Source organism: Streptomyces griseoviridis (assembly GCF_005222485.1).
In the GTDB taxonomy this organism is placed as follows: domain Bacteria; phylum Actinomycetota; class Actinomycetes; order Streptomycetales; family Streptomycetaceae; genus Streptomyces; species Streptomyces hintoniae.
In genome coordinates this window covers 3403996-3426655 of sequence record NZ_CP029078.1, presented here as the reverse complement: position 1 = coordinate 3426655, position 22660 = coordinate 3403996, and the positions used below count along the sequence as shown (strand labels likewise).

The 22660-nt window shown below is 72.4% G+C and carries 18 protein-coding genes; 11 read left to right on the top strand and 7 right to left on the bottom strand.

Features of this window, described 5'->3' with window-relative positions; translation table 11 throughout:
• Positions 1–8: 8 nt before the first annotated feature.
• Positions 9–1166, top strand: a complete 1158-nt coding sequence (locus DDJ31_RS14345) for an acyl-CoA dehydrogenase family protein (protein WP_127179894.1) — start codon at positions 9–11, stop codon at positions 1164–1166.
• Positions 1167–1201: 35 nt separating this feature from the next.
• Positions 1202–2077 (top strand): acyl-CoA thioesterase, encoded by an 876-nt coding sequence (locus tag DDJ31_RS14340; RefSeq protein WP_127179895.1) that lies wholly within the window; start codon positions 1202–1204, stop codon positions 2075–2077.
• A gap of 25 nt (positions 2078–2102) precedes the next feature.
• Here the strand turns inward: DDJ31_RS14340 and DDJ31_RS14335 are convergent, their stop codons facing one another.
• Entirely contained in the window at positions 2103–2891 is a 789-nt protein-coding gene (locus tag DDJ31_RS14335) for a phosphatase (protein ID WP_127179896.1), read from the bottom strand.
• 62 nt (positions 2892–2953) lie between these two features.
• Positions 2954–4636 carry a PucR family transcriptional regulator gene (locus DDJ31_RS14330; protein WP_171480825.1) on the bottom strand — a complete coding sequence of 561 codons (1683 nt, stop codon included), beginning with the start codon at positions 4634–4636 and terminating at the stop codon, positions 2954–2956.
• A gap of 193 nt (positions 4637–4829) precedes the next feature.
• On the opposite strand from DDJ31_RS14330, the gene DDJ31_RS14325 reads away from it, so the two are divergent.
• From DDJ31_RS14325 to DDJ31_RS14315, 3 genes are read left to right on the top strand one after another with little or no spacing between them, the layout of a single operon-like run.
• Positions 4830–6296: a sodium:solute symporter gene (locus tag DDJ31_RS14325; RefSeq protein WP_127179898.1), complete on the top strand. Its 1467-nt coding sequence runs from the start codon at positions 4830–4832 to the stop codon at positions 6294–6296.
• Between the two features lie 53 nt (positions 6297–6349).
• Positions 6350–7318: an agmatinase gene (speB, locus tag DDJ31_RS14320; protein ID WP_127179899.1), complete on the top strand. Its 969-nt coding sequence runs from the start codon at positions 6350–6352 to the stop codon at positions 7316–7318.
• Positions 7315–9000 (top strand): thiamine pyrophosphate-binding protein, encoded by a 1686-nt coding sequence (locus tag DDJ31_RS14315; RefSeq protein ID WP_127179900.1) that lies wholly within the window; start codon positions 7315–7317, stop codon positions 8998–9000. Before speB ends, DDJ31_RS14315 begins: the two co-directional genes overlap by 4 nt.
• Positions 9001–9007: 7 nt before the next feature.
• On the opposite strand, the gene DDJ31_RS14310 is transcribed toward DDJ31_RS14315, so the two are convergent.
• From DDJ31_RS14310 to DDJ31_RS14300, 3 genes are all read right to left on the bottom strand, one after another.
• Complete coding sequence (locus DDJ31_RS14310) at positions 9008–9469, bottom strand: type II toxin-antitoxin system VapC family toxin (RefSeq protein WP_127179901.1); 462 nt, start codon at positions 9467–9469, stop codon at positions 9008–9010.
• A complete protein-coding gene (locus tag DDJ31_RS14305; RefSeq protein WP_127179902.1) occupies positions 9466–9765 on the bottom strand; it encodes a hypothetical protein in 300 nt (99 codons plus the stop codon). The genes DDJ31_RS14310 and DDJ31_RS14305 overlap by 4 nt, the downstream gene beginning before the upstream one ends.
• Positions 9766–9911: 146 nt before the next feature.
• Complete coding sequence (locus DDJ31_RS14300; protein WP_127179903.1) at positions 9912–11261, bottom strand: hypothetical protein; 1350 nt, start codon at positions 11259–11261, stop codon at positions 9912–9914.
• A 172-nt stretch (positions 11262–11433) separates the two neighbouring features.
• Between DDJ31_RS14300 and DDJ31_RS14295 the strand changes: the two genes are divergently transcribed.
• Entirely contained in the window at positions 11434–11823 is a 390-nt protein-coding gene (locus DDJ31_RS14295) for a hypothetical protein (RefSeq protein WP_240678205.1), read from the top strand.
• A gap of 54 nt (positions 11824–11877) precedes the next feature.
• Here the strand turns inward: DDJ31_RS14295 and DDJ31_RS14290 are convergent, their stop codons facing one another.
• Together DDJ31_RS14290 and DDJ31_RS14285 are read right to left on the bottom strand one after the other, a co-directional pair.
• On the bottom strand, positions 11878–12681 hold the full coding sequence (locus DDJ31_RS14290; protein WP_127179904.1) for an endonuclease I family protein: 804 nt from the start codon (positions 12679–12681) through the stop codon (positions 11878–11880).
• A gap of 219 nt (positions 12682–12900) precedes the next feature.
• Entirely contained in the window at positions 12901–15192 is a 2292-nt protein-coding gene (locus DDJ31_RS14285; RefSeq protein ID WP_127179905.1) for a glycosyltransferase family 39 protein, read from the bottom strand.
• A gap of 212 nt (positions 15193–15404) precedes the next feature.
• Here DDJ31_RS14285 and DDJ31_RS14280 point away from each other — a divergent pair, with 212 nt between their 5' ends.
• From DDJ31_RS14280 to DDJ31_RS14260, 5 genes are all read left to right on the top strand, one after another.
• The gene (locus DDJ31_RS14280) at positions 15405–15908 is read left to right on the top strand and encodes a DUF4232 domain-containing protein (protein ID WP_127179906.1); all 504 of its coding nucleotides are present in this window, start codon (positions 15405–15407) and stop codon (positions 15906–15908) included.
• A gap of 310 nt (positions 15909–16218) precedes the next feature.
• Positions 16219–17073 (top strand): serine hydrolase, encoded by an 855-nt coding sequence (locus tag DDJ31_RS14275; protein WP_127179907.1) that lies wholly within the window; start codon positions 16219–16221, stop codon positions 17071–17073.
• A 48-nt stretch (positions 17074–17121) separates the two neighbouring features.
• On the top strand, positions 17122–18156 hold the full coding sequence (locus tag DDJ31_RS14270; RefSeq protein ID WP_127179908.1) for an esterase-like activity of phytase family protein: 1035 nt from the start codon (positions 17122–17124) through the stop codon (positions 18154–18156).
• 118 nt (positions 18157–18274) lie between these two features.
• Positions 18275–22006: an ABC transporter ATP-binding protein gene (locus DDJ31_RS14265; protein WP_127179909.1), complete on the top strand. Its 3732-nt coding sequence runs from the start codon at positions 18275–18277 to the stop codon at positions 22004–22006.
• Between the two features lie 194 nt (positions 22007–22200).
• Positions 22201–22608 (top strand): hypothetical protein, encoded by a 408-nt coding sequence (locus tag DDJ31_RS14260; protein ID WP_127182798.1) that lies wholly within the window; start codon positions 22201–22203, stop codon positions 22606–22608.
• Positions 22609–22660: the final 52 nt, after the last annotated feature.

Sequence of the window (22660 nt, the reverse complement as noted above, 5' to 3'; positions counted from 1 at the left end):
TGGCGGCGGTGCGCCGTACGGTGTTCAACGAGGACCACGAGGCGTTCCGGGAGACCCTGCGGGCCTTCATCGAGGCCGAGGTCGTCCCCGTCTACGACGAGTGGTTCGCGGCCGGACAGGCGCCGCGCGACTTCTACTACAAACTCGCCGAGCTGGGCGTCTTCGGCATCCGCGTCGACGAGGAGTACGGCGGCGCCGGCATCGACTCCTACAAGTTCGAGGCCGTGATCTCCGAGGAGACCGCCCGCGCGGGCATCTCCTTCGGCGGCTCGGGCGTCCACGTCCTGCTCGGCCTGCCCTACATCAAGATGCTCGCCACCGACGAGCAGAAGAAGCGCTACCTGCCGAAGTTCGTCACCGGCGAGGAGATGTGGGCGCTCGCCATGACCGAGCCGGGCACCGGCTCCGACCTCGCGGGCATGAAGACCACCGCGAAGCTCTCCGAGGACGGCACCCACTACGTCCTCAACGGCGCCAAGACCTTCATCACCGGCGGCGTCCACGCCGACCGGGTCATCGTCTGCGCCCGCACCTCAGCGCCGACCGCCGAGGACCGCCGCTTCGGCATCTCGCTGTTCGCCGTCGACACCAGGTCCGAGGGCTACTCCGTCGGCCGCAAGCTCGACAAGCTGGGCCTGAAGGTCTCCGACACCGCCGAACTCGCCTTCGTCGACGTGAAGGTCCCCGTCGAGGACCTCCTCGGCGAGGAGAACAAGGGCTTCTCCTACCTCGGCCTCAACCTCGCCTCCGAGCGCTGGGGCATCGCCTACGGCGCCTACGCGCAGGCCAAGGCCGCCGTCCGGTTCGCCAAGGAGTACGTCCAGGACCGCACCGTCTTCGGCAAGTCCGTCGCCTCCTTCCAGAACACCAAGTTCGAACTGGCCGCCTGCCAGGCCGAGGTGGACGCCGCCGAGGCGGTCGCCGACCGCGCGCTCGAAGCCCTCGACGCCGACGAGCTGACCCCCGCCGAGGCCGCCAGCGCCAAGCTGTTCTGCACCGAGGTCGCCCACCGCGTCATCGACCGCTGCCTCCAGCTGCACGGCGGCTACGGCTTCATGAACGAGTACCCGATCGCCCGCCTGTACGCGGACAACCGCGTCAACCGCATCTACGGCGGCACCAACGAGATCATGAAGACGATCATCGCGAAGGACATGGGCCTGTAAGGCCCCCGCAATCACCTGACAGTAGAAAAGGTGCCATGAGCGAGGCACTGCAGGACCTCCTCGATCTGCTCGACCTGGAGCAGATCGAGGAGGACATCTTCCGCGGCCGGTCCAGGTCCGCCGTCGTCCCGCGGGTCTTCGGCGGGCAGGTCGCCGCGCAGGCGCTGGTCGCCGCGGGACGCACGGTCCCCGCCGACCGGCACGCGCACTCCCTGCACGCGTACTTCCTGCGCATGGGCGACCCCGGCGCACCCATCGTCTACACCGTCGAACGCATCCGCGACGGCCGCTCCTTCACCACCCGGCGCGCGGTCGCCGTCCAGCACGGCCGGCCGATCTTCGCCCTGTCGGCGTCCTTCCAGACGTACGAGGACGGACTCGACCACCAGGCCCCGATGCCGCCCGCGCCCGACCCGGCCACCCTGCCCACCTCGCAGGAGCGGCTGCGCGGCTACGACCACCTGCCGCCCGACGTCGTCGAGAAGTTCCTGGAGGCCCGCGAGGCCATCGACCTGCGCTACGTCGAGGAGCCGCCCTACGGGAAGTACGGCACCCCGCGCCCGCCGCACTCTCAGGTCTGGTTCCGCACCAACGGCAAGCTGGAGCAGGACGACCCGCTGCTGCACGTCGTGCTGGCCACCTACGTCTCCGACATGACCCTCCTCGACTCCGTGCTGCTCGCGCACGGCCGCGGCGGCTGGGCCGTCGGGGACGTCGTCGGGGCCTCCCTCGACCACGCCATGTGGTTCCACCGGCCCTTCCGCGCCGACGAATGGCTCCTCTACGACCAGGAGTCACCGGCCGCGTACGGCGGCCGCGGCCTCGGCCAGGCCCGCATGTACACCCAGGACGGACGGCTCGCCGTCTCCGTCGTCCAGGAAGGCGTGGTGCGCGTCCCCCGCGGGGAGTGACCCCGCGGGCTCCGCCCGACAGGCCCTAGGCGAGCTTCGCCTCGTTCAGCAGGTACGCCGTCATCGGGTCGTAGTAGCGGGGGCTGACGACGTGGTCGTCGAGCGGGACCGTCACCCGGACGGTGCCCTCGGCCTCCGCGAGGAACAGGGCCGGGTCGTTGCAGTCGGCGTACCCCATCGAGTCCACGCCGTGCTGGCCCGCGTAGCCCGCCCAGCCGTGGTCGGCGACGACCAGGTCGGGCAGCGGACGCCCGGCCCGCTCCAGGCCCGTCAGGATCGCCTTCATCGGTTCCCCCGAGTGGGTGTGCCACAGGCTCGCGCCGTGCTCAAGGACGGACACGTCCGCGAACTGCACGACGTACCCCTCCTCCGTCTGGAGCCCCTCGGGGATGACGACGATCTCGCAGCCCGCGGTCCGCAGCGCGGCGGCCGTCGCCCGGTGCACGTCCAGCAGACCGCCCGGGTGCCCGGTCGCGAACAGCACGCTCTGTCGCTCCTCGGCCGCCGTGCGCAGCCGGGCCGCCATCCGCTCCAGGGCGTCGACGGTCAGCTCCGGATCGATGGTGTCCTGGCCGTACCGGTGCTCCGGGTCGTCGTTGACGCCCGCCCGCTCCGCCATCACCGCGAGGACGTCCTGCTCGTCGTTCCAGCGGTCGCCCAGTTCGAGCCCGAGCCAGTAGTGGCGGGAGCCGTTGGCGAGCTGGCGGTAGTGGGAGAGGTTGTTCTCGCGCGGGGTCGCCACCTCGCCCGCGATTCGGGTTCTCACGAGGTGGTCGACTAGCTCGGCGCGGCTGGGTGTCCCGGGTATCGGCATGATTCCCATTGTGAGGCAGCCGGCCGCGCGGTCACTCGCGGTCCCGTCCGCTGGGACACGGGTCACTCGCCCTGCCGCAGCGCGAACCACAGCTCCATCCGCACGTCGGGGTCGTCGAGGTCGGCGCCGAGCAACGCGGCCGACCGGGCGACCCGTTGGCGGACGGTGTTGCGGTGCACGGCGAGCGCCACCGCCGTCCGGTCCCAGCTGCCGTGCAGGGACAGCCAGGCGCGCAGGGTCTCGGTGAGCGCGGGGGAGCCCGCCAGCGGGGCGAGCAGCGCGCGGGCGTGCGCCCGTGCCGCGCCGGTCTCCACCAGGTCGGCGAACCCGGCCGGGCCGCCGTGCCCGACCAGCGGGACCCTGGTGGCGCGGGCGCGGGCCAGCGCGCGGGCGGCCTGCGCGTCGGCGTCCCGCCAGCCGTCGGGGGCGGCCGGGGAGCTGACCCCGAGGGTCCAGCCGTCCTGCGGGACGATCTCCCGGTCGCCCGGCACCAGCACCCGGACGACGTCGGGCCCGCCGTCGACCAGCGCCGACCCGAGCGCGGCGCCCAGCGCGGCGGCGGCCACGGGGTCGGGGAGGGGCGCGTCGGAGCCGGGGGCGCCGGGGCGGGGAGCGCCGGGCCGTGCGGTGTCCGGGTCGGCGGTGGCCTGTCGTCCGGTGGCCTGTCGGCCGGTTCGCGCGGTGGCCGCCGGCCGGGTCGCACGGGCGTTCGGGTGCCCGTGCACCACCAGCCACGGCCCGGCCCCGAGCAGCGGCGCGACGTCCGCGGGCGCCGCCCCCAGCAGCACCCGCACCAGCGCGGAGACCCGGGCCGCGCCGGTGGCGCTCTGGTGCTCGCCGGTGAGCAGCGCGAGCAGCACGGCGGCGACCGACGCGATGGTGTGGTCCCCAGGCTCCCGCCGCCCCCCGGCCACCCCGAGCACGAAACCCCGCCCGGCACCGAGGGCGTAGGCGGCGAGACGGGAGCCGTCGGCGGCGGTGTCGGTCGCGGAGGCGGGCCGCGCGCCAGGACCGCCGGACCCCGCCGGGCCGCCGGACGGCGCGGACGCCACCCCCTGCGCCCCGGCCTGGCCCGGCGGGACGGGCGGCGCCTGGGCGTCGGCCGGCCTGACCACCGTCGTCAGGGACGCCAGGGCGTGGGCCACCGGCGCCGCGGGGCGCGGGCCCGCCGAGGCGATCTCCGTGCCCTCCGGGCCGTACAGCACCGCCCAGCCGTCGAGACGGCGGGAGAGGCGGTGCAGGACCGAGGGGACCGGGTCGGGCCTGGACGCCGCCGCGGCCAGGCTCTGCTGGGCCTCCGTGACCCGGCGCAGCTCCGCCAGCCTGGCCTGCGCCATCAGCTGCCACACCGCGCGGGCCACCGCCGCGAACGGCGTCTGCGGCGGCACCTCGACGAGCGGCAGCTCGTACGCCGCGCAGGCCGCCACCAGGGCGCGCGGCACCGTGTCGTGCACCGGCGCCACCCCGAAGCCGAGCGCCGCGCCGCCCGCCGCCACGATCCGGCCGACGTAGTCGTCGAAGTAGCTGCCCGAGCCCGCCGCGTCCGGGATGTGCACCCCCGCCGTCAGCAGCAGCTCGCCGCCCAGCAGATACGGGTACGGGTCGGCCATCTCCGAGGTGTGCGCGGAGTGGATCACGATCCCGGGGTCCGAAGGGCCCGCGATCCGCCGCAGCGCGAGGTCCTCGCGGGCCAGCAGGGCGGCGAGCGGAACCGGCGGGGTGGGCGGCACGGGCAGCTCGGGCATGATGTGCGTTTCCTCCAGTCACGTCACCTCGATTGGATGAAACGTACACTTCGCAGTCGCTTTCCAGCCACCTAGTGTCAGTCCCGACCGCCGACCGCCGGCCGCGGGTACGGGCGGATGTCCCCGCGAACCGCCGAGCGACCAGTCCCCACCTCTCACGACACGCCACCGAGAGTGCGCGAAGGAGGCCCCCATGGCCATCGACTACACCGTCATCGTCGTCTACCTGGCCGGCATGCTGGCCATGGGCTGGTGGGGCATGCGCCGCGCCAGGTCGAAGAGCGAGTTCCTGGTGGCCGGCCGCCGCCTCGGCCCCGCCATGTACTCGGGCACCATGGCCGCGATCGTCCTCGGCGGCGCCTCCACCATCGGCGGCGTCGGCCTCGGCTACAAGTACGGCCTCTCGGGCGCCTGGATGGTCTTCACCATCGGCCTCGGCCTGCTCGCCCTCTCCGTCTTCTTCTCGGCCCGCATCGCCCGCCTGAAGGTCTACACCGTCTCCGAGATGCTCGACCTCCGCTACGGCGGCCGGGCCGGCGTCATCTCCGGCGTCGTCATGTGGGCGTACACCCTGATGCTCGCGGTCACCTCGACCATCGCGTACGCCACCATCTTCGACGTCCTCTTCGACATGAACCGCACCCTCGCGATCATCCTCGGCGGGTCGATCGTCGTCGCCTACTCCACGCTCGGCGGCATGTGGTCGATCACCCTCACCGACATGGTGCAGTTCGTCGTCAAGACGATCGGCGTGCTCCTGCTGCTCCTGCCCATCGCCGTCGTCAAGGCGGGCGGCTTCTCCGAGATGCGGGCGAAACTGCCCACCGAGTACTTCGACCCGCTCGGCATCGGCGGCGAGACCATCTTCACGTACGTGCTGATCTACACGTTCGGCATGCTCATCGGACAGGACATCTGGCAGCGCGTGTTCACCGCGCGCAGCGACCGCACCGCCCGCCTCGGCGGCACCGTCGCCGGCACCTACTGTCTCGTCTACGCGGTGGCAGGCGCCGTCATCGGCACCGCCGCCAAGGTGCTCTACCCGAACCTGGCCAGCGCCGACGACGCCTTCGCCACCATCGTCAAGGACGAACTGCCGGTCGGCGTCCGCGGCTTGGTGCTGGCCGCCGCCCTCGCCGCGGTGATGTCGACGTCCTCGGGCGCGCTCATCGCCTGCGCCACCGTCGCCAACAACGACATCTGGTCGCGGCTGCGCGGCGCGGTCCGCCGCTCCGAGGGCGAGCACGACGAGGTCAAGGGCAACCGCGTCTTCATCCTGATCATGGGCGTCGCCGTGATCTGCACGGCCATCGCCCTCAACAACGTCGTCGAGGCGCTCACCGTCGCCTACAACCTGCTGGTCGGCGGACTGCTGGTGCCGATCCTCGGCGGCCTGCTGTGGAAGCGCGGCACCGCGCAGGGCGCCCTCGCCGCCGTCGCCGTCGGCGGCCTCACCGTCGTCGGCCTGATGGCGGGCTACGGCATCCTCGCCAACGAGCCCGTCTACCTGGGCCTGACCGCCTCCCTGGTGGCCTACGTCGCCGTCTCCCTCGCCACCCCCGCGACCGACGCGGCCGTCCTCGCCGCCTGGCGCGAGCGGCTGGCCGGACGCGGCGCCCCCGAAGAAACCCCCTCCGAACCGGTTCCGGCCCCCCAGTAAGGTCCAGGACAGCAGCACATACGCGACGAAGCGTAGGAAAGAGAGCAGTTCCCATGAGCGGCAACGAGACGCCCCGCGGCCCCGTCGACTCCTCCCGCGTCCCCCGGTACGCGGGCCCCGCGACCTTCGCCCGGCTGCCCCGCCTCGACGAGGTCGGCCGCGCCGACGTCGCCGTCGTGGGCGTGCCGTTCGACTCGGGCGTCTCCTACCGGCCGGGCGCCCGCTTCGGCGGCAACGCGATCCGCGAGGCGTCCCGGCTGCTGCGCCCCTACAACCCCGCGCAGGACGCCTCCCCGTTCGCGCTGGCCCAGGTCGCCGACGCCGGGGACATCGCCGCCAACCCGTTCCACATCAACGAGGCCGTCGACACCATCGAGGCCGCCGCCGACGAACTCCTCGGCACCGGCGCCCGGTTGATGACCCTCGGCGGCGACCACACCATCGCGCTGCCGCTGCTGCGGTCCGTCGCGAAGAAGCACGGCCCGGTCGCCCTGCTGCACTTCGACGCCCATCTCGACACCTGGGACACCTACTTCGGCGCCGAGTACACGCACGGCACCCCGTTCCGGCGGGCGGTCGAGGAAGGCATCCTCGACACCGAGGCGCTCTCCCACGTCGGCACCCGCGGGCCGCTGTACGGCAAGCAGGACCTCACCGACGACGAGAAGATGGGCTTCGGCATCGTCACCTCCGCGGACGTCTACCGGCGCGGCGCCGACGAGGTCGCCGACCAGCTCCGCCAGCGCATCGGGGACCGCCCGCTGTACATCTCCATCGACATCGACTGCCTCGACCCGGCCCACGCGCCCGGCACCGGCACCCCCGAGGCGGGCGGCATGACCTCCCGCGAACTCCTGGAGATCCTGCGCGGCCTGGCATCCTGCAACCTGGTGTCGGCGGACGTCGTCGAGGTGGCACCGGCCTACGACCACGCCGAGATCACCTCGGTCGCCGCCTCCCACACCGCGTACGAACTGACCACCATCATGTCCCGCCAGATTGCAGAGGCTCGCTCGAAGTGACGCACGACCACGACCTGGAACTCCGCCCCACGGCCGCGCAGATCACCGCCGCCCTGAACCCGCCCGCCGGGCGCAACGGCGGCGACCTGGTCGTGGAGACCCTCGCGGGGCTCGGCGCGACCACCGTCTTCGGCCTGCCCGGACAGCACGCCCTCGGCATGTTCGACGCGCTGCGCCGCTCCGACCTGCGGTACGTCGGCCTGCGGGTCGAGAACAACGCCGGGTTCGCGGCGGACGCGTACGGCAGGATCACCGGCGAGGCCGCGCCGCTGCTGCTCTCCACCGGACCCGGCGCGCTCACCTCGCTCGCCGCGCTCCAGGAGGCGGCGTCCGCGTCCGCCCCGGTCCTCGCGATCAGCAGCCAGATCCCGACGGCGGGGCTCGGCGGCGGCCGTCACGGCTACCTCCACGAACTCCCCGACCAGGCGGCGTCGTTCAGGGGCGTGGTGAAGTCCGTCCACACGGTCCGCGCGCAGTCGCAGATCCCGTCGGCGCTGGCGGCGGCCTGGAAGTCGGCGCTGACGGCCCCGCACGGCCCGGTCTGGGTGGAGATCCCGCAGGACGTGCTGCTGTCGCCGACGGCCCTCCCGGTGGTGACGGCGATGGACGCGACCCCGGACGAGCTGGTCCCGCGCCCCGAACTCACCGCCGTCGCCGCCGACCTGCTCTCCCGCGCGGCCCGCCCGGCGATCATCGCGGGCGGCGGGGTGGTCCGCGCGGACGCCTCGGGCAAGCTGCGCGCGCTGGCGGAGCTGCTGGACGCGCCGGTGGTGACGACGTTCGGCGGCAAGGGCGCCTTCCCCTGGACCCACCCGCTCTCCCTCCAGTCCTGGCTGGAGGACCGCCACACCACGGACTTCCTGGAGGACGCGGACGTCCTGCTGGTGATCGGCTCGGGCCTGGGCGAACTCTCCTCCAACTACCACACGTTCGCCCCGCGCGGCCGGGTCGTCCAGATCGAGGCGGACCTCGGCAAACTGGAGTCCAACCACCCCGCCCTCGGCATCCACGCGGACGCCCGCCTGGCCCTCCAGGCCCTGCTGGAGACGGCGGAGCGACGCGAGGACCCGACGGCGCCCGACCGGGTGGCCGAGGTCCTGGCGAAGGTCTCGACCCGCATCGCCTCCCAGGAACTGACCCTGGAACAACAGGTGTTGCAGTCGGTCCGCCGTGCCCTCCCGGCCACCTCCCCGTCCTTCTGGGACATGACGATCCTGGCGTACTGGGCGTGGTCGGCGTTCGACCCCGAGGGCCCCAACCAGATGCACTCGGCCCAGGGCGCGGGCGGCCTCGGCTACGGCTTCCCGGCGGCGCTGGGCGCGGCGGCGGCCGACCCGACCCGCCCGGTCCTCGCCGTCTCGGGCGACGGCGGCGCCCTGTACTCGATCGCGGAGCTGGCGACGGCGAAGCAACTCGGCCTCTCCGTCACCTGGTTGATCGTCGACGACGGTGGCTACGGCATCCTGCGCGAGTACATGACGGGCGCCTTCGGCGAGGCGACGGCGACGGAACTGACCCGCCCGGACTACGTGGCCCTGGCGGAGTCGTTCGGCGTACCGGGGGTCAGGACGACCCCGGAGTCGCTGGAGGCGGACCTGACCGAGGCCCTGGCCACCCCCGGCCCCTCGGTGGTCGTCCTCCCGGCGGTGCTACGGATGTTCGCGGCTACGCATTTGGGGTGAGGGGGGCTCAGCGGGAGCGGTCAGGGGCCGGCAGCACCTGAAGAGGCTGTTCGGTCGCGGTCCTCGGCGCGATGACGTCCCGGTAGTGGTGGTCGAGGGCGAGAACGACCGGCTGCGGCAGCGTCCACGCCAGTGCGGCGTTGACCGCGTCGGTGATGCCGATGGCGTCCTGGTCCGCGTACCTGCGCATCAGGCGCTCGGCCTCGGCGAGCAGCGGCCACCCGACGCTGGCGAGGGTGAGTCGGTTTGTGCCCGCCCAGGCCCGCATGCTGGCGAGGGCGTCTGCGGCGGCTCTGCCGCTGATCTTCCTGGTGAGGTGATAGTCCAGCTCGGCCAGGACCATCGGCGAGACCACGATCCGATCGACCAGCGAGAGCGCGTGCACGGACGTTTCGTGGTGATGGTCCTTGCGGTTGTAGACGGCCAGGAGAACCGACGTGTCCGCGACGGCGAAGAGATGGCGCTTCAACGGTCGCCTTCCTCGAACAGGTTCCGGCCGGACTGTGCGGCCAGATCGGAAGGGCCGTCGAACATGGCACGGTTCAGTGCCGCCATCGCGTCCGAGTCCTCTCCGAACGAGGAGGAGAAGGAGAGCGGGATGCCGCGGGCGATGTGGTCGAGCGCGATCTCCTCGGGCGTGCGCCCCTCCAGGAGGGCAAGCGTGCGCAGCACCTCGGCCTGGCTGCCGGTGTAGGTGAGTTTCACGGTCACGGCGTCGTCCGGTGCGGCAGGCCGGTCCGGCGGGGGGACGGGAGCGTCGACCACCAGGATCTCCTCATATGCGCTGTTCGGTGCGGTGTGCGGCGGTCTCGACACTATCGCGAACGCCGTCGGCGCATCGAGAGGCCGCTGTCATCGGACGGCGGCCTCCTTGCTGCCCGGATTTATGTGAGGTCGCCGCGACCCGCGGTCTACGCCGCCTTGGCCGCGGCCACATCCCTCGCGCGGAGGGTGAGTTCGCGTACAGGCTGGGCGGTCGGGTGGCGTCGCAGTTCCGTGCTCATCGTGCGGAAGTGGTCGTCACCCCGGTTCGACGAGACGTGTTCGTACTCGTCCAGGAACCGTGACCAGCTCTCGCAGGCCGCGTCCAGGTGGCCGATGCGGAGCTGGCGTTGGGCGAGCAGGGCGTAGGCGTGCACACGGCCCTGGCGTTCCTGTTTCGGCTGGAGGCGGATCGACTGTTTCAGGGCTCTGATCGAGCCCGCGAGATCCTTCTCCTCGTGGAGGACGTGGGAGACGTGGAAGAGGTAGGCGGTCCGGTCGTAGCCGCCGATCGCGTCTCTCTGGTCGTCGGCCTTCGACAGCGCGTCCTCCGCCTCCTTCAGGCGGGTGTGGGCTTGCTGCCGCAGGCCCACCATGGCCGCGGAGTGGGCCTGCTGGCCGCGTAGGAACGCCACCAGGCGCGGGCCGGCGGAGGGGGCCGCCTCCGCCGCGGAGTCCGCGAGTTCCAGGGCCTTGGGGCCGTAGCCCAGGTTGGACGCCTGGAGGGACATGCCGCGCAGGGTCCGGCAGTAGGTCGCGTGATCCTCCGCCGCGCGCGCCAGGTCGAGGGCCTGCACGTAGTAGCGCTGGCCGAGGCCGTGTGCCTTCTCGTACATGGCCATCCAGCCGGTCAGGTACGTGAGGTCGGACGCGGCGGCCAGCATGTCCTTGCGGACGGGCTCCGTGGCCTGTGCCTGGAGCCAGGGGCCGACGGTGTTGACGAGGAACGCGGAGGCCATGGGCATCGCGTGCCCGGCGCCGAGTTCGTCGAGGATGTCCGCGATCCGGTCGGTCATGGTGCGGATCGACCGCACCTGCGACGCACCGATACGGACGGTCCTCTTGTGGGGAGTCGCCGATTCGTCCGCCGCTCGCGCGGGGAGGGCGAACGCCGGAACCGACAGTGCGGCGGAGAAGACCGTGGCGGCCAGCAGGGTGCGGCGGGACGGATCCATGGTTGCCCTTCCGAGGTCGACCAGTTCCTCCACGGTGTTGGCCGACGGGGACCCGGCGACTGGCGGCGCGGCTGCCAGGCCGGCTTCAGCGTGGGTGACGGGCCGTCCGAGCCGTGCCGAGAGGGCTTCGACGATCAGGGCCCTGACCTGCCGTTTCGGCTGGACTCCGGCAATCCAGTGGGCGACCGCGGTGCGGTCGTACGTAAGGTCGAGTCCTGCTTGGGGGCCGAGGCGGTTGACCTGTCGCGCGAGCTGGGTCCTGGTCCATCGTGCCTGTTCGAGCAGATGGTTCAGGGCGAGGTTGGGGGTGCGCCTCCGTGTCATGTCCTCAACTCCCGGCGGCTTGCGTGGTGTCCGGCGACGGCGTTCACGGCGTTCACGGTCCCGCCGTCATCCAACGGTACCTGCGGAGGGTGTCCGAGCGGTTACCTCTTGCACAGGCGCCGAAGGATCTCGGCCGTAAGGAAAGCCCCCAACGCCGCTGACGGCCGGGGGCATGGCTCTCAACCACACGGGAGTTGACGACGTGTCGTGTCATGTCGCCCGCATCATCGAACCGCCAGCGCCAGCGCCACCACCGCGGCTGCTCCCTTGGTCCAACTCCGATGGCAACCCCTGCTATCTCCTCACCGGCAGCGGCGGCACCAGTCACCTCTCCCGCGTCGCGGACAACATCGAGGCCATCCAGCTCGGCATGGCGGACGACCTCCTCGACCACGCCGCTGATCTGCTCGGTGACCCCACGGCCACCGCCCCTCAGCTCCGTCTCCTCGCCGCCCGGTTGACCGAATCACTCCATGACGTGCACCGCGTCGCCCGGAGCAGGGGTGCCCGGCTCTCCGTCCGCGATGACGCCGAGGTGTCTGGGGGCTGTCCTCAGCCCTGAGGAAAAGCTGAACTCCCCCGCTCGGCAGGGGAGTTCAGTGTCGCTGCCGCCGCTCTACCAGATCGCCTCGACCCACTCCGGGTGGTCGATGAACGGGTTCCGGTTGTGCTGGTACGTGTTGTAGATGACGTCGTTGCGCTTCTCCTCGAAGGCGCTCGGCGGGTCCTGTTCGTTCCACTGCTTCAGGACCGCGAGCTTCCCGATGTACGGGTTGCTGCCGTTGTTGACCTTCTCGTTGGGCTCCAGGTCCGCCCAGCCGTCGTCGCCCTCGTAGCGCACGGCCATGTAGAGGATCATGCGGGCCACGTCGCCCTTGTCCGCGTCGCGCGGCTCGAACGAGTCGGAGTCGACCTTGCTGCCGCCGCCGTTGGTGACCGAGCTGCCGCCGTTGTCGAAGTCCAGGTTGCCGCGGGTGCTGTTGACCTGGACGTCGGCGGCCCGCAGGTGGTGCAGGTCGGTGCCGGGGCCGGTCGCCTCGCCGAAGTTGCCGTGCGACTTCGCCCAGGTGTGCTCGCGGTTCCAGTCGCCGACGTCGCCGCCGTTGAGGGACTTGGCGCGGGAGACCCCGCTGTACAGCAGGATCACGTTGCTGCTGTTGTTCGGGTCCTGGTCGGTCGCCTTCAGGGCGTCCCAGACCGCGGAGTACGAGATCTTGCTCTGGCTGCTGATGATCGTGTGCAGCGAGGACTTGAGGCTGGTGCCGGTCTTCCCGATCGCGTTCTTGTAGTACGTCGAGTCGTACGCGGTCGTCGTGGCCGCTGCCGGGGTCGCCGTCAGCGTGGGGGCCGACAGACCGACCAGAACGGCGGCGCTCGTCAGAGCCACCGACTTCCAGCTGCGTATGCGCGTCGCCAACATGAAGGGGGGTCCCATCTACGCGGGTTGAATGAGGCGGCAGACGGGAGATTGGCATGAACATGCGGCCATGTAAATAAACGCGGCGTGACCGTTCGGTGACGGGGTTCGGCAAATCGGGGCGTGTCTACGCGAGTTGACCGTACGGAACCGCCCCCGGCGGTACGGCCGGGGGCGGTTGAGGGGCTCAGTGGTGCGGTGGGCCGGCATGGCCTCCTGGAATCAGCCGACGTCCGCCGGGTCCAGCCGGTAGACCGTCGACGTGTTCGACGTCGAGGAGCCCGACTCCTTCTCCGTCTTCGAGCCCGACGTCGAGTCCGACCCCGTCCCCGCGCTCGTGCTGTACGCGCTCTCCTTCACCGCCGTCCCGTGCTTCTGCACCCATGTGGTGATCTCCTGGCTCAGGCTGTTGTCGCCGCCCATGCCCATCCCGCCGCCACCGAGCTGGATGTAGTGCAACTCGCCCTTCTTCACCAGCTCCTTGAGCTTGGCCAGGGTCATCGCCCGGTCGGAGCCGGTGAAGCCCCACATGGAGATGACCGGCTTCCCCGAGCTGAGGATCAGCTGGCCCGCGCTCTGCGAGTTGGAGACCGCCAGCAGCCAGGTCGCGCCGTCCTGGTGCTTCTCCAGGTACGTGATCAGCCCGCTGTCGGCGCCGCCCGTCCCGCCGCCGGGGCCGCCGCCCATCCCGCCGCCGCCCATCCCGCCCGGCGCGCCGCCGCCGTTGCCGCCGGGCATCTGACCGCCGCCAGGCATCCCGCCGCCGGGGAACTCCCCGCCCGCGCCGCCCGACGTTCCGCCGCTCGGGGCACCGCTGGGGGCTCCGCCGCCCTGCGGGGCCTCGCCCGTTCCGTCGCCGCCCGGGGGCGTTCCGCCCTGGCCCGCGCCCTGTTGGCCGCCGCCGGGGAACTCGCCGTTCGCCTGGCCGCCGTCCTGCCGGGTGCCGCCCGGCATGCCCTGGCCGCCGCCGCGGCCGCCACCAGGACCGCCGCCGAAGCCGCCGCCGGCCGACGGGCCCGCCGTCGGGTTGGTGCCGCCCATGCCGCCCGAGGCGGAGCTGAGCGCGGGTGAGGCCGCGTAGGCCGCCGGGCCCGCCAGCGCGGCGACGATCGCCGCCGCCACCGACGCGGCCAGCAGCCTGGCCCGGTCACCGGAGCGGAACACCAGCAGACCGGCGACCGCGAGAGCCATCAGCACGCCGACGGCCGGCCACAGCCAGGTGTTCCAGTCGGTGGCCCGGCGCAGCACCACGACGGCCCACCCGCCGGTGACCGCGAGGGCCACGGGCAGCACCCACGTCCAGCGGGCGTCGCCGCCGCGGAACGCGCGCCACAGCATGACTCCGCCCGCCCCGGTGAGCGCCGCGATCCCGGGCGCGAGGGCGGTCGTGTAGTACGGGTGCATGGTGCCCTCGGCCATCGCGAAGGTCAGGTAGTGCAGGACCAGCCAGCCGCCCCACAGGATCAGCCCGGCCCGGGTGAGGTCGGTGCGCGGGGCCCGCCCGCACCGGACGAGGCCGGCCACGAGCGCGATGCCCGCGAAGGGGATCAGCCAGGAGATCTGGCCGCCGAGGATGTCGTTGAACATGCGGCCGATGCCCGCGGTGCCGGCGAAGGTGCCGCCGCCTCCACCGCCACCGCCGCCGTTGCCCTCGCCGCCGAGGACCCGGCCGAGGCCGTTGTAGCCCATGATCAGGTTCCAGGCCGAGCCGTCCGTCGAGCCGCCGATGTACGGGCGGTCGTCGGCCGGGACCAGGGAGACGGCCGTCGCCCACCAGAAGCTGGAGACGGCCAGCGCGACCGCGGCCAGCGCCAGGTTGACGGCCTTCCTCTTCCAGCCGAGCCTCGACGCGACCACGTACACCGCGAAGACCGCGGGCAGCGCGATGTAGCCCTGGAGCATCTTGGTGTTGAAGGCGAGGCCGAAGCAGACCGCCGAGCCGATCAGCGGCAGCAGCCGGTCGTCGCGGGTGGCGCGCAGCGCGAGGGCCGCGCCGGACACCATCAGCAGCACCAGGATGGTGTCGGGGTTGTTGTCCCGGTTGATGGCGACCGTGATGGGGGTCAGGGCGAGGACGAGCGCGGCGATCGCCGCCGCCGGGTGCCCGAACGTCCGCTTCACGGAGGAGTGCAGGATCCAGATCGTGCCGAGCGCGGCCCCGACCTCGGGCACCATCATCTGCCAGGTGCCGAAGCCGAGGACCCGGCAGGACAGGCCCATGACCATCAGCGCGAACGGCGGCTTGTCGACGGTCAGGAAGTTCCCGGCGTCGAGCGAGCCGAAGAACCAGGCCTTCCAGCTCTCGGTCCCGCTGTAGACGGCGGCGCTGTAGAAGCTGTTGAGGCTCGACCCCGAGAGGTTCCAGGAGTACAGCACGGCGGCCAGCACCAGGATCGCGATCAGCGCGGGCAGCGACCAGCGTGGCGCCCGGTCCGGGGGCGCGGCGGGCGGGGCCGGCGGCGCCCAGTCGGGGGACACGTTCGGGTGGGGGAGTGGATCGGTGGCAGATGTCACCAGGGCACCATGCAGACGCGCCTTGGGTGGCGGCTGTGCCCAGCCTGGGGGCAGCCTGTGGATGGGTGAGAGGTCGGTAATAGAGGCACCGTCCGCCGTGTGCGCCTGTGACGTTCCTGGGACATTTCTCGCGAAGGGGTCGGGAAGCAGTCGAGACGACCCCGGCTCCGCGGTGACCACTCGCGGGGCCGTCGAACAGGCAAGGAGCGTTCATGATGCGTACCCACCGGATGATCGCCGTCACGCTGGCCGCCGCCGTGCTGTCGGGCGGGGTCGCCGCCGGAGCCGCGCAGGCCGCGCCGGCGGCGGGCAGCGCGCCGTCCGCGTGCCGTCCGGCCAACCACCTCGCGAAGATCACCCCGGCCCCCGCCAGCGCCGGGCACAGCCACTACCGGGTCACCCTGACCGCGCCGCGCGGCTACGAGTCCTGCCGGCTCGCCGGTTCGCCGACGGACGTGCGGTTCACCGAGCACGGCAGGAGGGTCCCCGTCACCGCCGGACGCTACGGCGACCAGCGGACCGTGGTGACCTTCGGCCCCGGCCACCCGGTGCACTTCGACATCCAGGTGCCCAACGGCCGCCGCGCCAAGGCCGCGAACGAGGCGTCGTTCACGCTGCGCGCGCCGGGTGGTGTGATCCCGGGCACGTCCGTCGCCGAGGGCCGGCTCAAGGTCGCCCCGGGCACCGTCGTCGGACCGGTCCGGCGCGGCGCCTGATCCACCCGCCCGTCCCCTCGGCGGTGTGGGCCCGCACCGCCGAGGGGGGGGGCACAGGGCTCCCGCCGAGGGGCGGAGTCGGTCCCGCCGAGGGGCGGGCCGCTCACACCACGGCAGTGACGCCCCGGGGGCGGGCCGCTCACGCCACGGCCGTAACGCCCCCCTCCCCGCGCCCCCCCCCGCATCGAGTGATCGATCCCGAGCACCCGCGGACAAAACGATGTTGAACTTCGGTAAACATCGGTAAACATCGGCGAAAAACTCACCCGTTCGTACAACCCTTCGAGGGAACTGGTGAGTCAACCCCGGCATGACTCACCAGACGTCCCGCCGCCGCAGAGGGCCGGCCGTCGCCGCCGTGCTCGGCGCCGGCCTCCTCATACCCTGCGTGGCGGCCTCGCCCGCGAGCGCCGCCACCCCCGCCGTCAGCTGCACCTCGGCGAAGGCGGGTCTCGCGACCAAGCTCCAGAAGGACATCACCGCCGCCCTCGCCCACCGCAAGGGCACGGTCGCCGTCGGCCTCTACGACCGCACCACCAGGACGACCTGCTCGCTCCGCGCCTCCAGCGCCTACGACTCGGCGAGCGTCGTCAAGGTCACCGTCCTGGCCACCCTGCTCTGGGACGCGAAGAAGCACGGCCGGTATCTCACGGCCACCGAGAACACCCTCACCAAAGCCATGATCACCAAGTCGGACAACGCCGCGACCAGCAAGCTCTGGAAGCAGCTCGGCATGACGAAGATCAAGGGCTTCCTCACCGCCGCCGGCATGACCCAGACCAAGCCGGGCGCGAACGGCTACTGGGGCCTGACCCAGATCACCGTCACCGACGAGCAGAAACTGCTCAAGCTGGTCAACGCCCCGAACACGGTCCTCAGCGACAACTCCCGCGCCTACACCCTCAAGCTGATGGGCCAGGTCGTCACCGCCCAGCGCTGGGGCACCCCGTACGGAGCACCCGCGGGCGTCGCCTGGCACGTCAAGAACGGCTGGCTGTCACGGGCCACCCACGGCTGGCGGGTGCACAGCGTCGGCACCTTCACCGGCGGCGGCCACGACTACGCGATGACGGTGCTCACCCACGGCAACAGCACCATGAACTACGGCATCGCGACCATCCAGGGCGTCGCCAAGGCGGTCCACAAGGATCTGGCCGCGAGCTGACGCCCCCCGTACTCCCGCCCGTCACCACGCGGCCCTACGGTGACGCCCATGCGCCTGCGAACCGTACTCGCGTCCACCGCCGCGGCCCTGGCGGCGGCCACCTGCCTGACCGCCGCCGGACCCGCCCCCGCCGCGGCCACCCCCGCCGGCGGTGGCCGCTGCTCGCCCTCCGTCACCCTCGACCGCTTCTCCGACGCGCTCGACAAGACGACGTTCCAGGGCACCTTCGTCGGGAACCTCTCCGCCCTCGCGGTGGACCGGGACGGCTCCCTCGCCGCCCTCTCCGACCGTTCCTCGCTCTTCGCCCTCGACGCCCGCACCCTCGCCCCGCGCGCGGTGACCGTCCTCGCCGACGAGCACGGCGCCGAGCTTGACTCCGAGGGCCTGGCCGTGGACCGCGACGGCACCCGCCTCATCACCTCCGAGACCGAGCCGTCGATCCGCCGTTACAGCCGCGACGGCCGGATCCTCGACCGCCTCCCCGTCCCGCCGTCCCTCCAGGTGGCCCCCGAGGGCCGCGCCACCGCCAACCTCACCTTCGAGGGCCTGACACTGCTGCCCGGCGGACGGACCCTGCTGGCGTCCATGGAGTCCGCGATCAGCGGCGACAGCGCGGGCACCGTCCGCTTCCAGACCTGGCGGCGCGGCAAGGGCGGCCACTTCGGGCTCGGCGCCCAGTACGCCTACCGCACCGACGCCGGGCTCGGCGTCCCCGAGGTCCAGGCCACCCCCGACGGCCGCCTCCTGGTCCTGGAACGCGGCTTCACCGCGGGCGTCGGCAACACCGTCCGCCTCTACCTGGCCGACCCGCGCCACGCCACCGACACCAGCCGGATCGAGCACCTCACCGGCCAGCCCCGGGTCCGCCCGATCGCCAAGACCCTGCTCGCGGACCTCGCCGACTGCCCGACCCTGGGCGCCACCGCCAAGCAGCCCCAGCCCAACCCGCTCCTCGACAACATCGAGGCGATGGCGATCACCGGCCGCGACCGGGGGACCCTGCACGTCCTGCTGGCCAGCGACGACAACCAGAACCCGGCCCAGACGACCCGTTTCTACCGCCTGCGCGTCCGCACCGCGTAGCTCCCCGGCCGGGACCGTCACCGGAGCCCCGGCCCCCTCATTTGTTGCGGCGGGATGAAATCCCGGCCCGTCGGCGTTGGCACCTGCGGCGTAGACGGCAGCAGAGGGAGGCACCCGCGTGGAAGCGCAACGGGGATGGGTACGGCGACTGGCCGGATACGCCTGGCGGTATCCGAAGGACGTCGTCCTCGCTCTCGGCTCCTCGCTGGCGGGCATGGCGGTCCTGGCCGTCGTCCCGCTGATCACCAAAGTGATCATCGACGACGTCGTCGGCGACCACACCCGGTCCATGGCGCCCTGGGCCGGGGCGCTGCTCGCCGCCGCCGGCGCCGTGTACGTCCTCACCTACATCCGCAGGTACTACGGCGGCCGGCTCGCCCTCGACGTCCAGCACGACCTGCGCACCGAGATGTTCACGACGATCACCCGGCTCGACGGCCGCCGCCAGGACGAACTCTCCACCGGGCAGGTCGTCGGCCGCGCCACCAGCGACCTCCAGCTGATCCAGGGCCTGCTGTTCATGCTCCCGATGACCATCGGGAACGTCCTGCTCTTCGTGATCTCCCTGGGCATCATGGCGTGGCTCTCCCCGCCGCTCACCCTGGTCGCCCTCGCCGTCGCGCCCGCGCTGTGGTGGATCGCCCGCCGCAGCCGCTCCCGGCTGCACCCCGCCACCTGGTACGCGCAGGCCCAGGCCGCCGCCGTCGCGGGCGTCGTGGACGGCGCCGTCAGCGGCGTCCGGGTCGTCAAGGGGTTCGGGCAGGAGGAGCAGGAGACCGGCAAGCTCCGCGAGGTCAGCAGGCGGCTGTTCGCCGGGCGGCTGCGCACCATCCGGCTGAACTCCCGCTACACCCCCGCCCTCCAGGCCGTGCCCGCCTTCGGGCAGGTCGCCATGCTCGCGTTCGGCGGCTGGCTCGCCGTACGCGGACACATCACGCTCGGCACGTTCGTCGCGTTCTCCACCTACCTCGCCCAGCTCGTCGGCCCGGTGCGGATGCTCGCCATGGTCCTCACCGTCGGCCAGCAGGCACGGGCGGGCACCGAACGCGTCCTGGAGCTGATCGACACCGAACCGTCCATGAGCGACGGCACGAAGACCCTGCCCGCCGACGCGCCCGCCACCGTCGAGTTCGACGACGTGTCCTTCGGCTACGCGGACGGCCGCCCGGTGCTCTCCGGACTCAGCTTCGAGATCGGGGCGGGCGAGACCCTCGCCGTCGTCGGCTCCTCCGGCTCGGGCAAGTCCACCGTCTCACTGCTGCTGCCCCGCTTCTACGACGTCGGCCACGGCGCCGTCCTGGTCGGCGGCCACGACGTCCGCGAACTGACCCTGGCCTCGCTGCGGTCCGCCATCGGCCTGGTCCCCGAGGACTCCTTCCTCTTCTCCGAGACCGTCCGCGACAACATCGCCTACGGCCGCCCCGACGCCACCGACGAGCAGATACGCGAGGCGGCCCGCGCCGCCCAGGCCGACCGTTTCATCAGCGAGCTGCCCGACGGCTACGCCACCAAGGTCGGCGAACACGGACTGACCCTCTCCGGCGGCCAGCGCCAGCGCGTCGCCCTGGCCCGCGCCATCCTCGCCGACCCCCGCCTGCTCGTCCTCGACGACGCCACCTCCGCCGTCGACGCCCGCGTCGAGCACGAGATCCACGAGGCGCTCAAACAGGTCATGCGGGGCCGCACCACCCTGCTGATCGCCCACCGCCGCTCCACCCTCGCGCTCGCCGACCGCATCGCCGTCCTCGACGCCGGACGCCTCGCCGACCTCGGCACCCACGAGGAGCTCCAGGCCCGCTCCGCGCTCTACCGGCGGCTGCTCACCGACCCCGACGAGCTGGGCGGCGTCTCACCCGGCCACCCCCGGCCCGCCGCCCGCCCCGAGGACACCTCCGTCCGCGACGAACTCGACGCCGCGTTCGACGCCGAACGCGGCGTCACCCCCCGCCTGTGGACCGGCGACCGGGCCCCCAAGGACACCGCCCTGTCCGGCATGCCCGCCACCCCGGGGCTGCTCGCCCAGGTCGACGCGCTGCCCCCGGCCACCGACACCCCCGGCATCGACGAGGGCCACGCCGTCCGCGCCGAGGACTCCTACGGACTCCGCCGCCTGCTGCGCGGCTTCCGCCTCCCGCTGCTGATCAGCCTCGCCCTCGTCGCCGTCGACGCCGGCATGGGACTGCTGCTGCCGGTGCTGATCAGGCACGGCATCGACCAGGGCGTCACCGCGATGGCGATCGGCGCGGTCTGGGCCGCCGCGCTGCTCGGCCTGGCCGCCGTCCTCGTGCAGTGGGCGGCGCAGATCGGCGAGACCCGGATGACCGGACGCACCGGCGAACGCGTCCTCTACTCGCTGCGCCTGAAGATCTTCTCCCAGCTCCAGCGGCTCGGGCTCGACTACTACGAGCGGGAGCTGACCGGCCGGATCATGACCCGGATGACCACCGACGTCGACGCCCTGTCGACGTTCCTCCAGACCGGCCTGGTCACCGCGTTCGTCTCGGTCGTCACCTTCTTCGGCATCATGGTCGCCCTGCTGGCCATCGACGTGCAGCTCGCGCTCGTCGTCTTCGCGACGTTGCCGCCGCTCGTCGTCGCCACCTACTTCTTCCGCCGGGCCAGCGTCAAGGCGTACGAACTCGCCCGCGAACGCGTCTCGGTGGTCAACGCCGACCTCCAGGAGTCGGTGTCGGGCCTGCGGATCGTGCAGGCCTTCGGACGCGAACGCGACGGCGGCGCCCGGTTCGCCGACCGCAGCGACAGCTACCGCCAGGCCCGCGTCCGCGGCCAATGGCTGATCTCGGTCTACTTCCCGTTCGTCCAGCTGCTGTCGTCGGTCGCCGCGGCGGCCGTCCTGATCACCGGCGCGGGCCGGGTCGACGACGCCACCCTCACCACCGGCGCGCTGGTCGCCTACCTGCTCTACATCGACCTGTTCTTCGCCCCCGTCCAGCAGCTCTCCCAGGTCTTCGACGGCTACCAGCAGGCCACCGTCTCGCTGGGCCGCATCCAGGAACTCCTCCAGGAGCCCACCTCCACCAAGACCGCGGACGAGCCCCTCGACGTGCTCTCGCTGCGCGGCGACATCGCCTTCGAGGACGTCCACTTCGCGTACGGCACCGACGAGGAGGCCATCAGCGGCGTCGACCTGCGGATACCGGCCGGGCAGACCGTCGCGTTCGTCGGGGAGACCGGCGCGGGCAAGTCGACGGTCGTCAAGCTCGTCGCCCGCTTCTACGACCCGACGGGCGGCCGGATCACCGTCGACGGCACCGATCTGCGCGCCCTCGGCCTCACCTCCTACCGGCACCGGCTCGGCGTCGTCCCGCAGGAGGCGTACCTGTTCCAAGGCACCGTCAGGGACGCCATCGCCTACGGCCGCCCGGACGCCACCGACGCCCAGGTGGAGGCGGCGGCCAGGGCGGTCGGCGCCCACGAGATGATCGCCACGCTCGACGGCGGCTATCTGCACGAGGTCGCCGAGCGCGGCCGCAACCTCTCGGCGGGCCAGCGCCAGCTGATCGCGCTGGCCCGCGCCGAACTCGTCGACCCGGACATACTGCTCCTCGACGAGGCGACCGCCGCCCTCGACCTGGCCACCGAGGCCCTCGTCAACCAGGCGACGGACCGGCTGGCCGGGCGCCGCACCACGCTCGTGGTGGCGCACCGGCTGACCACCGCGGCGCGCGCCGACCGGATCGTCGTCATGGACCGCGGCCGGGTCGCCGAGGACGGCACGCACGCCGAACTCCTCGCCCGCGAGGGCCGGTACGCGCGGCTGTGGCGGACCTTCGTCGGCAGCTCGGACGACGAACCGGGCGAGCCGGTCCTGGCCCCGCAACTGCCCTGACCGCGGGCCGCTGACTGCTGACCGCGGGCGGCTGACCGCGGGCCGCGGGCCGGCGGAGGTCGGGAGGGCAACCCTTCACCGGTCTCATGCGTCCGTACATCAGTACGGACCTCAGACGTCCCGTACGGACAGCCGACGTCCCGTACGGACCTCGGATGTGTACGGACCTCACACGGGTGACGAAGGGAGCGGCGGTGGGTGGCGGGGCGACACGACGACGGCTCGCGCTCGGCACGGCGCTGCTGATCGCGGCCGGCGCGCTCACGGTCGCGGCCCCCGCGACGGCCGAGGCCACCGCCGAGAACCGGGCGGCCCCCTACTGCGCCGGGCGCCACGTGCTCGACCTGCCGTTCTCGACCGGCACCGTGCACGTCTACAAGCGCGACGGCTACGTCTGCGCCGTCACCGTGCCGGCCCGCGAGAACGGCGCGAGGCGCACCATGTCGGTCAGCGTCCAGGCGCGCGGCAACCGGCCCGTCGTCGACAAGGGCTGGTACACGCGACACGCGGGACCGGTCACCGTGCACGCCGGCCGCCGCTGCGTGTGGATCAAGGGCAGTATGAGTGCCGGGACCGTCAGTTCCGGGTGGATCCTTTGCTGACCCACGGGTTTCACACAGCCAATTCTTGAACTCCCCTGGTGCGGGACCCGGT

Bases quoted from the DNA above. Each gene is read 5' to 3' on its own strand.
- DDJ31_RS14300 (WP_127179903.1), bottom strand. From the start codon at position 11,261: ATGACACGGAGGCGCACCCCCAACCTCGCCCTGAACCATCTGCTCGAA.
- DDJ31_RS14340 (WP_127179895.1), top strand. From the start codon at position 1,202: ATGAGCGAGGCACTGCAGGACCTCCTCGATCTGCTCGACCTGGAGCAG.
- DDJ31_RS14325 (WP_127179898.1), top strand. From the start codon at position 4,830: ATGGCCATCGACTACACCGTCATCGTCGTCTACCTGGCCGGCATGCTG.
- DDJ31_RS14295 (WP_240678205.1), top strand. From the start codon at position 11,434: ATGGCTCTCAACCACACGGGAGTTGACGACGTGTCGTGTCATGTCGCC.
- speB (WP_127179899.1), top strand. From the start codon at position 6,350: ATGAGCGGCAACGAGACGCCCCGCGGCCCCGTCGACTCCTCCCGCGTC.
- DDJ31_RS14275 (WP_127179907.1), top strand. From the start codon at position 16,219: ATGACTCACCAGACGTCCCGCCGCCGCAGAGGGCCGGCCGTCGCCGCC.
- DDJ31_RS14330 (WP_171480825.1), bottom strand. From the start codon at position 4,636: ATGCCCGAGCTGCCCGTGCCGCCCACCCCGCCGGTTCCGCTCGCCGCC.
- DDJ31_RS14290 (WP_127179904.1), bottom strand. From the start codon at position 12,681: ATGTTGGCGACGCGCATACGCAGCTGGAAGTCGGTGGCTCTGACGAGC.
- DDJ31_RS14270 (WP_127179908.1), top strand. From the start codon at position 17,122: ATGCGCCTGCGAACCGTACTCGCGTCCACCGCCGCGGCCCTGGCGGCG.
- DDJ31_RS14280 (WP_127179906.1), top strand. From the start codon at position 15,405: ATGATGCGTACCCACCGGATGATCGCCGTCACGCTGGCCGCCGCCGTG.
- DDJ31_RS14335 (WP_127179896.1), bottom strand. From the start codon at position 2,891: ATGCCGATACCCGGGACACCCAGCCGCGCCGAGCTAGTCGACCACCTC.